At 64.3% G+C, this 12,080-nt stretch carries 9 protein-coding genes and 1 pseudogene; 1 reads left to right on the top strand and 9 read right to left on the bottom strand.

From position 1 onward, the window contains the following. Positions 1-611 (top strand): DUF4082 domain-containing protein (locus ACZIRK_RS19290; RefSeq protein ID WP_463327950.1); only part of this gene is annotated, 611 nt, incomplete at its 5' end. Positions 612-676: 65 nt separating this feature from the next. Here the strand turns inward: ACZIRK_RS19290 and ACZIRK_RS19295 are convergent. The 9 genes and pseudogenes from ACZIRK_RS19295 to ACZIRK_RS19335 form a co-directional block, all read right to left on the bottom strand. After that, positions 677-2,998, bottom strand: coding sequence for a molybdopterin guanine dinucleotide-containing S/N-oxide reductase (locus ACZIRK_RS19295; RefSeq protein ID WP_130225244.1), 2,322 nt, complete (start codon positions 2,996-2,998; stop codon positions 677-679). Between the two features lie 51 nt (positions 2,999-3,049). Further along, positions 3,050-3,507, bottom strand: a pseudogene (locus ACZIRK_RS19300) (aldehyde dehydrogenase family protein); the annotation flags it as partial. Between the two features lie 36 nt (positions 3,508-3,543). Next, a complete protein-coding gene (locus tag ACZIRK_RS19305) occupies positions 3,544-5,604 on the bottom strand; it encodes a hydantoinase/oxoprolinase family protein (RefSeq protein ID WP_130225243.1) in 2,061 nt (686 codons plus the stop codon). Between the two features lie 2 nt (positions 5,605-5,606). Next, a complete protein-coding gene (locus ACZIRK_RS19310) occupies positions 5,607-7,277 on the bottom strand; it encodes a hydantoinase B/oxoprolinase family protein (RefSeq protein WP_130225242.1) in 1,671 nt (556 codons plus the stop codon). A gap of 95 nt (positions 7,278-7,372) precedes the next feature. Continuing rightward, positions 7,373-8,689 (bottom strand): aspartate aminotransferase family protein, encoded by a 1,317-nt coding sequence (locus ACZIRK_RS19315; protein WP_463327951.1) that lies wholly within the window; start codon positions 8,687-8,689, stop codon positions 7,373-7,375. A gap of 24 nt (positions 8,690-8,713) precedes the next feature. Continuing rightward, positions 8,714-9,421 (bottom strand): ABC transporter ATP-binding protein, encoded by a 708-nt coding sequence (locus ACZIRK_RS19320; protein ID WP_130225240.1) that lies wholly within the window; start codon positions 9,419-9,421, stop codon positions 8,714-8,716. After that, positions 9,408-10,145: an ABC transporter ATP-binding protein gene (locus tag ACZIRK_RS19325; protein WP_130225239.1), complete on the bottom strand. Its 738-nt coding sequence runs from the start codon at positions 10,143-10,145 to the stop codon at positions 9,408-9,410. The genes ACZIRK_RS19320 and ACZIRK_RS19325 overlap by 14 nt, the downstream gene beginning before the upstream one ends. Continuing rightward, positions 10,142-11,128, bottom strand: a complete 987-nt coding sequence (locus tag ACZIRK_RS19330) for a branched-chain amino acid ABC transporter permease (protein ID WP_130225238.1) — start codon at positions 11,126-11,128, stop codon at positions 10,142-10,144. Before ACZIRK_RS19330 ends, ACZIRK_RS19325 begins: the two co-directional genes overlap by 4 nt. A gap of 3 nt (positions 11,129-11,131) precedes the next feature. Continuing rightward, positions 11,132-12,007 carry a branched-chain amino acid ABC transporter permease gene (locus ACZIRK_RS19335; protein ID WP_165435162.1) on the bottom strand — a complete coding sequence of 292 codons (876 nt, stop codon included), beginning with the start codon at positions 12,005-12,007 and terminating at the stop codon, positions 11,132-11,134. Between the last annotated feature and the right edge of the window lie 73 nt (positions 12,008-12,080).

The raw sequence follows: 12,080 nt of genomic DNA on the forward strand, positions 1-12,080 counted from the left end.
CGCCCGCATCGGCCAATGTCGGCACCGCCGGCATCCAGGTTTCGGCCACCGATCCGGCCGGCCTCTCTGCCAGTGAGACCTTCAATATCGCCGTGACCACGACGTCCACGACGGTGAGCCTGTTCACTGCGTCGAACACCCCGACGCAGACCAGTTTGAACGATGGCTCCGCGCTCGAGGTCGGAGTGAAGTTCACCTCGTCCACTGCCGGCCAGATCACCGCGCTCAAATTCTACCGCAGTCCCGGCGATACCGGCACCGATCTTCTCGATCTGTGGAGCTCGACCGGCACCAAGCTTGCCAGCGCCACCTTCACCAACACCACCGCAAGCGGCTGGCAGACCGTGCCCTTGGCGACGCCGGTCTCGATCGCCGCCAACACCACCTATGTCGCGTCCTATCACACAAACGGCGAGTATGCAGCCACCAGCAACTTCTTCACCAGCGCGCTCACGAGCGGAGCCCTGACGGCGCCATCCAGCGCTACGTCAGGCGGCAATGGCGTCTATGCTTACGGGGGAACGAACTCGGCCGGACTCTTCCCGACCAACACTTTCAGTTCCACCAACTACTACGCCGATGTGGTGTTTCAACCTCAGCTCGCAGCGTGAACTCGTCGATTCTCGCTCAGTCCGATGCGATCAGAGCTCAGACGTGATCGGGCATGTCACGTCCGCTACATCGGATCGAAAGCGCGGATCGGCGGCAGATTGCCGCTGAACCGTTCCACCTCGACAGTCGTAAGCTGGCCGGTGCAGCCTTGCGCGAAGGACGAGGTGCCGACGTCGCGGGTGAGCACATTCGGATTGCCGTGAACGCAGAGTGGTGTCTCTTCCTCCGGATCCATCGGGTCGTACCACGCGCCGGTCGGTAGCTGGACAACACCGGGAGCGATGCCATCGGTGATGTGCACCGCGGCAAGGCAGGCGCCGCGTTCGTTGAACAGGCGGATGATGTCGCCATCCGCAATTCCGCGAACGTCCGCATCGCGCGGGTTCATGCGCGCGACCTCTCGGCCGCGATGCTTGGCCCCGGTCGAATGTCCGCCGAAGTCGAGCTGGCTATGCAGACGCGTCACCGGCTGATTGGCGACGAGGAAACACGGCGAGCCCGGCTTGGGCACATCTGTCTTCTCGAGCCAGACCGGATGGCCCGGACAGTCTGCGTCGCCATGGCCCGCGATCTTCGTCGAGAAAATCTCGATGCGTCCGCTCGGCGTCGGAAGGGGATGAGCGATCGGATCCTCGCGGAAGCCGCGCAGCTTGCCGCCGTCGTCGAGGTGTTGCGGCACGATCATGCTGCCGCGCTCCCAGAATTCCTCGAAGCTCGGAGCCGCGAGGCCGCGCGCGGCGAGCGAGGTGCGGGTCGGTTCGTAGAGATGTGCCAGCCACTGCCGTGCCGTGCGGCCTTCGGTGAAGGCCTCACGACTCCCGAGACGCTCGGCAATATCGGAGAAGATCTCATAGTCATCGCGCGCAAGGCCAAACGGTTCGGCGATCCGGTGCATGGCGACCATCAGTGGATCGTTGGTGGAATAGCCGATGTCCTCGCGCTCGAGCGTCATCGTGCAGGGCAGAACGATGTCGGCGTGCCGGGCCGTGGCGGTCCAGGCGAGCTCATGCACAACCAGCGTGTCGAGCCGGGCGAAGGCTTTGCGCAGGCGGTTGAGATCCTGGTGGTGATGGAAGGGATTGCCACCTGCCCAGTAGACGAGCCGGATGTCCGGATAGACGCGTGTCTCGCCATTGTAGCGATAGGTGGTGCCGGGATTGAGCAGCATATCGGCGATACGCGCCACTGGAATGAAATCCGCGACACCATTGCGGCCTTGCCCTAGCGTCGGCCCCGGCACGTCGTTCACGCGGCGGCCGTAATAGCCGATCGCGCCGAGCGAATAAGCGTAGCCACCTCCAGGCAGGCCGATCTGGCCCAGAGCCGCCGCCAGCACCATGCCCATCCAGACCGGCTGCTCGCCGTGCTCCGAGCGCTGCAGGGAATGGGAAACGGTGATCAGCGCGCGCCGTCCGGCAAGCCGACGGGCGAGTTTCCTGATCGTGTTCGTGTCGACACCACAGATCGCGGCGGCCCACTCAGCGTTCTTGGGTTGCCCATCCGTCTCGCCGGTCAGATAGCGCAGAAAGACCGGCCAACCCTGGGTGTAGCGATCGAGGAAGGCCTGGTCATGCAGGCCTTCGCTGACCAGCGTATGGACGATGCCGAGCATCAGGGCCGTGTCGGTGCCGGGCACGAGCGTCATCCATTCGGCACCGGCCTCGGCGGGCAGATCGTCACGCAGCGGGCTGACCAGGATGAACTCGCAGCCGCGCCGGCGCGCCGCGGCCATGGCGCCGCGCTCGACATGCTTGCTGATCGAACCGCCGGCCACCATGGAGTTCTTCAGCGCCATGCCGCCGAACGCCAGCACGATCTCGCTTTCGGCCGCGATCTGCTCCCAGGTGACGTTGCGCTTGGTGATGTCTTCGTAACCCGCCAGGATCTGCGGCAGCAGCACCGAGGACGCACCCGAGGAATAGGTGTTTACCGAACGCACATAGCCGCCCATCGCAATGTTGAGGAAGCGGTGAACTTGGCTCTGTGCGTGATGGAAGCGGCCGGCGCTCGACCAGCCATAGGAACCGCCGAAGACCGCACCGGGGCCGCGTGTGTCGCGGATGCGCGATAGCTCACCGGCCAGGAGGTCGAGCGCCTTCTCCCAGCTGACGGACACGAATTCGTCGCGGCCGCGGCGATCATCGGGGCCGGGACCACGCTCAAGCCAGCCGCGGCGGATCGCCGGCTGGGCGATGCGAGCCTGGTGGCGCAACGCGCCGGGGAAGTTGCCGATGATGCCGTTCGGATCAGGATCCCCCGCATAAGGCCTGACTTCGAGTCCAGCCTCGCTGTGACGCGCCGAGAACACGCCCCAGTGCGAGGTGTGCGGCTTGAAGCCGTCCGACAGGTCGAGGCCGGGGTCGGGGTAACCAATTATCTCGTTCATCGCCTCATCCTTATGCTCCGCTGGGGTGCTCCGCCTCCACTTTCATGTCTATCAGGGCAACGTATATGCCGTCTTCACCGTGGTGAAGAGTTCGGCGACATATTTGCCCTGCTCTCTCGCTCCGTAAGAGGAGCTCTTGCGGCCACCGAACGGTACATGGAAATCGACGCCCGCAGTAGGTAGGTTCACCATCACCATGTCAGCTTCCGCATTGCGCTTGAAATGTGTGGCATGCTTGAGACTCGTCGTGGCTATGCCAGAGGAAAGGCCAAACGGCGTGTCGTCCAGGACGATGTTTTTGAGACGTTCACGGAGCGCGGCCACGAATTTGTCGTGGACGCTCTTCGTCACGATGAGGCGGGAAGAGGCCGTGCAGCGTTGGCCGGTCGAGAAGAAGGCAGAATTCACAGCAGCCTCCACGGCGACGGTGAGATCTGCGTCGTCGAGCACAACAAGCGGATTCTTACCCCCCATTTCAGCTGAAATTTGCGGCCACGCTCGATAGAAGCTTCCCCGAGCACCCCATGTGGCAACAAGCTTCGCCCCTAAACCTCTCCCGCGACCCCAAGCTCGATATCGAGCCATCCCAGCGCATTGACCGCCGCGCGATCGCCGCTGTTGATGACGACCGTTGTCGTCTCGGCCTCGATGATCGCGGGACCTTCCAGCACATGCCCCGGGCGCAGTCTTTCCAAAGCGTAGACTGGCACCTCGCGCCAATTGCCAAAGAAGGCCTGCCGTTTGGCGGCGGGTCGCGCACTTGGCTCGGTCGCCGGCGTCGGCGCGTTGGCTTGCGCAGTTCTGGGAACTGCACCAACGGCTGCGGCTCGCGCATTGACGAACACAACTTCCTGATCGCGGGAAGCGTAGGTATAGAGCTCCTCGTGACGACGATGAAACCGCTCTTCAATGTCGGCAACCAGCGACGGCGCAGTGAGGTTGACGTCACTGAGCGGTACGTCGACCTCGAATACCTGCTCGCCATAGCGCATTTCGGCGGAGCGTTCCGTTGCGATCGGCCCGTCAAACCAGCCGCGCAACCGCTCCGCGGCCTGCCCCTCGATATGCGCAAAAATCTTGCGAATGTCCGAGGCGGTCGTACGGGTGCCTGCCTCGAAATGGGTACGGCTCACCTCGTAGCGCAGGTCACTGGTCAGCATCCCCCAAGCTGACAGCACTGAGGCTTCCGTCGGCACGATGATCCGCTTTATGTCGAGCTCGCGCGCCACTTCGGCAGCGTGCAGTCCCGCGGCTCCGCCGAAGCTGAGGAGTGCGAATCTCCGCGGATCGACACCACGACGCAAGGTCATCAATCGGATGCCATCGGCCATTTTCAGATTGACCAGTCGATAGATGCCGGCAGCCGCCTCGATGCGCGTCACTCCGAGCGAAGCTGCCAGGCGATCGACCGCCGTCTCCGCCGCAACCCGGTCCAGGGGACGCCGTCCGCCCATGAAAGCTGCCGCATCGAGATAGCCTAAGACGATGTTTGCGTCCGTTACGGTCGGCTCCGTGCCGCCGTTGCCATAGCTGGCTGGCCCTGGCATTGAGCCGGCGCTTTCGGGACCGACGCGAAAGATACCGCCAGCATCAACACTGGCGATCGACCCTCCGCCCGCCGCGATGCTGGCGATATCAAGGCTGCGCAGCGCAATGCGCTGATCCGCCAGTCCTCCATCCGCCGAGAGCGTGGCGCGCCCGTCGGTAATCAGGGAAATATCGGTGCTGGTACCGCCCATATCGAAGGGCACAAGATCCGGCAGCCCGAGCAGTTCCGCACACCGCCGGCAACCGGAGATGCCGCCCGCCGGACCGGACAGCACAGTCGCCGCCGCGAGGCGCCCGGCTTCCTCCACCGGAGCCATGCCGCCATGGGAGAGGATGATGAACAGGCTGCCCTTGAAGCCCGCTTCGGCGAGGCGGCGCTCGAGCCCGGTCAGATAATGTCGCACGGCGGGGCCCACATAGGCATTCACGATCGTGGTGGAGACGCGCTCGTACTCCTTGATCTGCGGTAGCACGTCGCTCGAGCGCGACACGCTGACACCAGGCAGCTCGCGCGCAAGCCGCTCGGCTGCCGCGATCTCATGGGCGGGGTTGCGGTAGGAATGCAGGAAGCAGACCGCGACCGACGTGGCGCCGGAGGCACGGATCGCCGCGATAGCCTCGCCGAGCGAAGCTTCGTCGAGTGGAGCCAGCACCTCACCGTTGGGCCGCAGTCGCTCGCGCACGCCGAAGCGCAGTTCGCGCGGCACCAGCGGCTCCGGCGGCGGCGTCCGCAGGTCGTAGCGGTTGCCTTTCAATCCCTCGCGCATCTCGATCACGTCGCGGTGGCCTTCCGTGGTCACGAGTGCAACCTTCGCGCCCTTGCGTTCAAGCAGCGCGTTCGTCGCAACCGTGGTGCCGTGCACCAGTCGCTGTGTCATCGCCAGCATCTCGGCGCGCGACAGGTCGAGGCGGCGCGCGAGTTCGTCGAGCCCACTCATCACGCCGATCGACTGATCCTGCGGCGTGGAAGGCGATTTCGCGAATACGGTGCGCCCGGTCGCGTCGATGGCGACCAGATCGGTGAAGGTACCGCCAACGTCAATGCCGATCGTCAACATCGTTACTGAACCACTTCTGTCGTTGAGCTTGAAGTCACGAAGCCGCACACCTCATCGCGTCGGCGCGCCTGCTCCGTGCGTCGCTCCGGCAGCCCCCATCCTCCGCCGCCGGCAGAGCGCACTTCTAGGCAATCTCCCGGATGAATCTCGATGCCGACCTCTTTGGTTCGCAACACACGCGGCGGCCGTCCGGCGGACAGCAGACGGTAGTGATGCGGCGCACCGTCCTTCCCACCCAGCATGCCGCACGCGCCGTGCCGGGTTCCGTCGCCCGCCGTGTTGCCGAGCGCCGGCTTCTCGACTTCGAAGACGAGGTCAAGCGCAACCCCGAGGCCGCCGCGGAACTGACCGTCACCGCCGGAGTCGGGCCGATACTCATGATGACGAAAGTGCAAAGGGAAACGCGCCTCCGCGACCTCGATGCTGCCGAACTTGAGTCCGCCGACCGTGTGCCATTCGCCGATCGAGGACCAGCCGTCACCGCGCGACGAAGCGCCACCGCCCGGGCGCGCCTGAAACATATGCCAGATGAAGCTGCGCCCGCTGCGAGGATCCTCGCCCTGCACCGCGATACGGAATCGCCGGCTCCAGCCACCCATGGCTCGGTCCGGACAAGATGCCGAGAGCGCCTTGATCACCGCCTCCACGATCTCGTTGGATGGATGGCTGGTGCACAGCGTCACCGGCCGGCCCGGATCGGCCCAAACGATCGTGCCCTGCTTGGCAACCACCGTGAGCGGCCGCAATGCGCCAGCGTTCTTGGGAATTTCAGCATCGATCAGATACGCAAACGCCATCACCACCGCCGCATGCATGTTGGCGTGCGACGAATTGACGAAGCTCGTGCTCTGCGGGTCGGAGTCCGACAGATCGACCTCGATCTTGCTGCCCGACTTGGTGACTTTGGCAGCAATGCGGATATCACTGCGACCATGACCATCATCGTCGAGGAAGGCTTCCCCATAGAACACGCCGTCCTTCCAGGTCGAGACCACCGCACGCGTCTGCTGCTCGGCGGCATCGAGAATCGATTCGATCGCAGCTTCGACGACGGGCGCGCCGAATTCGGCAAACAGCCTCCCCATCCGCCGCTCGCCCATGTGCGCAGCGCCGATCATGGCCGCAAGGTCGCCCCGGAAGTCGTAGGGATTGCGCACGTTCAGCGCCAGCATGTCGAGGATATCGTCGCGCAGCCGGCCGGCCTCATAGAGCTTGATGGGCGGAACGCGCAACCCTTCCTGCCAGATTTCAGTGGCATCCGGATTGTAGGCACCATGCGTCGCGCCGCCGATATCGCTCTGGTGCGCACGCACGATGCTCCAGAACAGCCGCCGATCGCCGTCGAACACCGGCACGAACGCGGTCAGATCAGGCAGATGGCTGCCGCCGTGATAGGGGTCATTCATCAGGATGACGTCGCCGGGCGCGACCTTCTCGAAGCGCTCCTCCACCGCACGCGTCGCCCAGGGCAGCGCGCCGACATGGACCGGGATGTGGTCGGCCTGGGCGATCAGCCGGGACTGGGAGTCACAGATCGCGAGCGAAAAGTCACGGCTCGAGTTGAGTATCTGTGAATAGGATGTGCGAAGCATTGCTTCGCCCATTTCGGCCACGATCGAGCTCAGCCGATGCTGAACGACGGACCGAGTGATGGGATCGACCTTGTGGGGCATTCTCGCACCTATCTCAGACAATATTGCTTTGCGGCGTGATGGCCCGATTGGCTCCCACGCGGCGCCTTTACCAACCTCAACGACACAAGGACGCGTCAGGCTTTTGCAGCAACCTGCGCCAGTGCGTCCGATGCCGCACCGATGATGATCTCGATATCAGCGTCCGTCATCGGCAGCGACAGCGCCATCAGGCCATAGCCGGCGGCGAGAATGCCGCGATTGAGAAACTCCAGATTGAACAGGGTCTGCCGTTTGGCCTCGCCTTCGGTCATGTAGGCCGACCGGTAGTCGCGGATTGGCCGTTCGGAGAAGTGGATTTTCAGCAGCGACCCAAGACCGACCGCGGTGCCCGGTAAGCCATGGCGACGGAATGCATCGTTGATGCCCTTTCGCACGGCCTCGCCGATCGCATCCAGACGCACGAATGCGTTCTCGTCCAGTAGCTCCATGGCCGCGAGGCCGGCGCGCATGGTCACCGGATTGGCCGAGAACGTACCGCCATGAGGCAGCGCGGGTTTACCCTTGCTCGGATCGAATACCGCCATGACATCCCTCTTGCCGGCGATCGCGCCGACCGGAAACCCGCCGCCGATGATCTTGCCGAGCGTGGTCAGGTCAGGATCGATGCCCCACAGTCCCTGGGCGCCGTGGTAGCCGAGGCGGAAGGAAATCACCTCATCGAATACCAGCAGCGCGCCGACTTCACGCGTCGCTTGGCGCAGCGCCTCCAGATAGGCCCTGTCGGCGGGTACGAGCCCGGCGCGGTTCGGCATCGGATCGACCAGCACGCAGGCGAGATCGCGGCCGTGCTCGCGGATCAGGCTGACGGCCCCGTCAATATCGTTGAAGGGGATCGTCACGACATCGGCCAGCACGTTGTCCGGAGTGCCTTTCGCATAGGCAACGGAGACTGGCGCGTTGCCGTTCCAGTCTGCCGGCGCCGGATCGAGGCTGACTTCGGCATAGTCGTAGGAACCATGATACGCGCCCTCACACTTGGCGATCTTCGGTCGCCCGGTAAACGCACGCGCTGCCTTCAGCGCCATCATCACGGCTTCCGTGCCGGAGTTGGCGAACCGCACCTGGTCCACCGACGGCAGGCGTGCGGCGAGTAGCTCGGCAAGATCAATCTCGGACTCGGTCGGCATGCCGAATGCGGAGCCGAGCGCGAGCTGCCGCGTGGCGGCCTCGATCAGCACCGGATGGGCATGACCGTGAATCAGAGAGGTGAAGTTGTTGATACAGTCGATCAGTTCATTGCCGTCCACGTCCCAGACCCGGCACCCCGCCCCTTTCGCGGCGTAGACCGGATAAGGCTTCATGAACACCGTTGTGCGGGTGTTGCCGCCCGGCAGGCTCGTCAGCGCGCGCTCGTAGAGCGCTTTCGACCGCGAAGTCATGTCAGGATACATTGTCTTGTCTCCTTTTCCGAGAGGTCAGCGTCCGAGATAGGCTTCGCGGACGCGCGTGTTCTGTTTGAGATCGTCAGCGGCGCCATGAAGGACGATGCGGCCCGTCTCCAGGACGTAGGCCCGGTCCGCCACCGACAACGCCAGGACCGTATTTTGCTCCACCACCAGGATTGTGAGCCCGCTGTCAGCGATCTGCCTCACCCGCTCGTAGACTTCTTCGGCCAGGCGCGGTGCGAGGCCAAGTGACGGCTCGTCGAGCAGCAGCAAGCGCGGGCGCGCCATCAGTGCCCGTCCGATCGCCAGCATCTGCTGCTCACCTCCGGACAGCGACCAGCCGAGCTGCCGACGACGCTCCTTCAGGCGCGGAAACAAATCGAACACCCGCGCGAGATCGCCGGCGATCGGCTGACGCCAGCGTCGCCAGTTTACCGTGGCGAGTGCCAGGTTCTCCTCCACCGTCAGGCCAGGAAAAATCCGTCGGCCTTCCGGCGCCTGGGCGATTCCAAGCGCGACGCGACGATCGCTGGCGAGCCGCGCAACCGATGTGCCTTCGAACATGATGTCGCCGGACTGAACCGGGTTCAGGCCCGAGATCGCGTGCAGCAGCGTGGTCTTGCCGGCGCCGTTGGCGCCGATCAGGGCGACCGTCTCGCCCCGCCCCACCTCCAGCGTCACGCTCTGCAGCGCGACGATGTCGCCATACGCGACCGTCAGATCCTTACACGCCAGCATGACGATGACCTTCGCCGAGATAAGCCGACAGCACTGCGGGATCGCGCTGGATCTCAGATGGCGTGCCCTCGGCAATCTTGCAGCCGAAATTGAGCACGACGATGCGCTGCGCCAGTCGCATCACCATGCCCATGTTGTGCTCGATCAACACGATGGCGAGCCGATGTTTCGCCCGCAGGTCTGAGAGCCGGTCGGCCAGTTGATCAACCTCGGCAGAGTTGAGGCCGGCGGCAGGTTCGTCAAGCAACAGCACGCGCGGTTCGCAGGCGAGTGCTCGACACATTTCGACCATGCGCCGGCGACCATAGGACAGCGATCCGATCGCCGCCTGCGCGTCCGCCGCAAGACCCATCTGGTCGAGCACCGTCATCGCCCGCTTGCGCAGCTCCGCCTCGCTGCGACGGCTTTGGATGGCCGCGCCGGCCATGACGTTCTCCAGCACGCTCAACCTCGCGAACGGCCGCCCGTGCTGGAAAGTTCGCCCCAAGCCAGCGCGGACTCGCTTGTGAGCCGCCGCCCGCGTCATGTCGCGCCCTTCGAGCAACACCCTGCCCTTGTCAGGCAGGACGAGTCCGGTCAGGACATTGAGCAGAGTCGATTTGCCGGCACCGTTGGGGCCGATGACTGCGATGAATTCATCCTCTCCGACCGAAAGCTCGACATCCGAGAGCGCGGTGAGCCCTCCATAACGCTTGGCGATTCCGGTGGCCTGCAGCAAGCTCATGGGCGCACCTCCTTAGACGCAGCGACCATCGCCGGCTCGTTCGAGCGCCCGTCCCGCCGGAGGCCGCCCGGCCAGCGGAAGCCGACAAGGCCCGAAGGCAGGAAGACGAGAATGGCAAGAACAAAAACACCAAAGAACGCCAGATAGGCTGAGCCGAGAAAGCGCAGCCATTCGGGCAGGAAGGTCAGGAGCAGCGCCCCCAGGATGGCCCCCACGATCGAGCCTTCGCCGCCGACGATCAGCATCGCAAGGTAAGTGATGGAGTGCGCATAACTGAAGTCCTCCGGCGAGATGAAGCGCATATGGCAGGCGAACAGGCCCCCGGCGACGGCGGCATAGATCGACGACAGCACAAACGCCGCGATCTTCACCCGCGTGACGTCGATCCCCGTCATGGACGCCGCCGTCTCGTCGTCGCGCACCGCGATCATCGCCCGCCCGTGGCGCGAGGCATGAATGAGCCCGGCGACGGCAGCGGAGACCGCCAGCACCGCGAGCGCGAACCACAGGTAACTGCGCTCGTCAGCCAAAGCATGGCCTGCGACCTGCAGCTCGGGGATGCGCGAGATGCCGTTGGTGCCGCCGGTCAGCTCAATCCAGTTGGCGGCGACAATGGAGAATGAGACGTTGAGACCCAGCGTCGCCAGTGCGAGATAATGGCCCTTCAGCCGCAGGAGCGGAAGGCCGATCAGCACGGCGAAGATCGCCGTGCCGGCCACTGCGACGGGCAGCGCCAACCATGGCGACCATCCCAGCAGCGTGGTCAGCAGTGCCACGCCGTAGGCGCCGGTGCCGACGAAGGCCGCATGGCCAAGCGAGATCAGCCCGGCATAACCGAAGGCAAAGTTAAGACCGATGACGGCGATCGCAGAGATCACCGCGAGATTGAGCAGCCGAAGATGATAATCGGTCAGCAGCATCGACAGGCCGAGACCCGCGATCAGGATTACAATGCCAAGCAGGAGCGGAAAGCGCATCGACATCGATCAGCCCCGATCCTGGACGCGTTCACCGAACACACCCTGCGGCCGCACCAGCAGGAACAAGATCATGATCCCGAAGGAAATCAAATCCTTGTAGGCCGAGGAGACGTAGGATGCGCCGAGCACCTCGCTGAGCCCCACGAACAGGCCGCCGACAATCGCGCCCGGCAGACTGCCGAAGCCGCCGATGATGGTGGCTGCGAACGCCTTGAGCGCAATTGGATCGCCCATGCTGGTGTCGGCAAACCACATCGGACCAAGCATCAAGCCCGCGATGCCCGCGAGCAGCGCAGCAAGGACCCACGACAGCGCCAGCAGACGGTTGACCTTGAGGCCCATCAACCGCGCCGCCTGGATGTCCTGCGCCACTGCGCGCATGCCGATCCCAAGCGAGGTACGAAAGAATAGGAGCCAAAGCAGAGCAACCATGACGGCAGTGACAACCACGACCGCGATGGCATGGGCAGATATCGTGGCGCCTGCGATCGTGAGATTCACCCCCTCCACCGGTGACGGCAATCGAAACGGCCAGGACCCGAACGCCAGCAGCGCCGCGTTCTGCATCGTGATGCCGATCGCGACTGTGCCGATGATGATGGTCACCACCGGGCTCTTGCGCAGCGGCAGATAAAGCACCGCAAAAAACAGCGCCCCGAACAGCGCCATCGCCAGTAGGGCCGCGCCGTAGCCCACTGGCCAGGGTAGCTCGGCATTGAGCAGCATGGCCACGCCGGCGAAAGTGCCGAACATCACGAACTGTCCGGCAGCGAAGTTCACGACGCCGGTGGCGGAATAGACAATGACGAACCCGATTGCGGCGAGCGCATAGACGCCACCGATCGCAAGTCCGTTGATGAACAGCTGGATGAAATCCGTCATGTCGTCCTGGTCGTGTGTTGCAGGGCGGCTTCGATGGTCGCCGACGGTTGCGGGCGGAGGTTCAGCCCGCCCG

This window comes from Bradyrhizobium sp. Leo114 (assembly GCF_055229415.2).

Coding starts and splice junctions, on each gene's coding strand:
- ACZIRK_RS19335 (WP_165435162.1), bottom strand. CDS start 12,007: ATGACGGATTTCATCCAGCTGTTCATCAACGGACTTGCGATCGGTGGC.
- ACZIRK_RS19315 (WP_463327951.1), bottom strand. CDS start 8,689: ATGTATCCTGACATGACTTCGCGGTCGAAAGCGCTCTACGAGCGCGCG.
- ACZIRK_RS19305 (WP_130225243.1), bottom strand. CDS start 5,604: ATGTTGACGATCGGCATTGACGTTGGCGGTACCTTCACCGATCTGGTC.
- ACZIRK_RS19310 (WP_130225242.1), bottom strand. CDS start 7,277: ATGCCCCACAAGGTCGATCCCATCACTCGGTCCGTCGTTCAGCATCGG.
- ACZIRK_RS19330 (WP_130225238.1), bottom strand. CDS start 11,128: ATGTCGATGCGCTTTCCGCTCCTGCTTGGCATTGTAATCCTGATCGCG.
- ACZIRK_RS19320 (WP_130225240.1), bottom strand. CDS start 9,421: ATGCTGGCGTGTAAGGATCTGACGGTCGCGTATGGCGACATCGTCGCG.
- ACZIRK_RS19295 (WP_130225244.1), bottom strand. CDS start 2,998: ATGAACGAGATAATTGGTTACCCCGACCCCGGCCTCGACCTGTCGGAC.
- ACZIRK_RS19325 (WP_130225239.1), bottom strand. CDS start 10,145: ATGAGCTTGCTGCAGGCCACCGGAATCGCCAAGCGTTATGGAGGGCTC.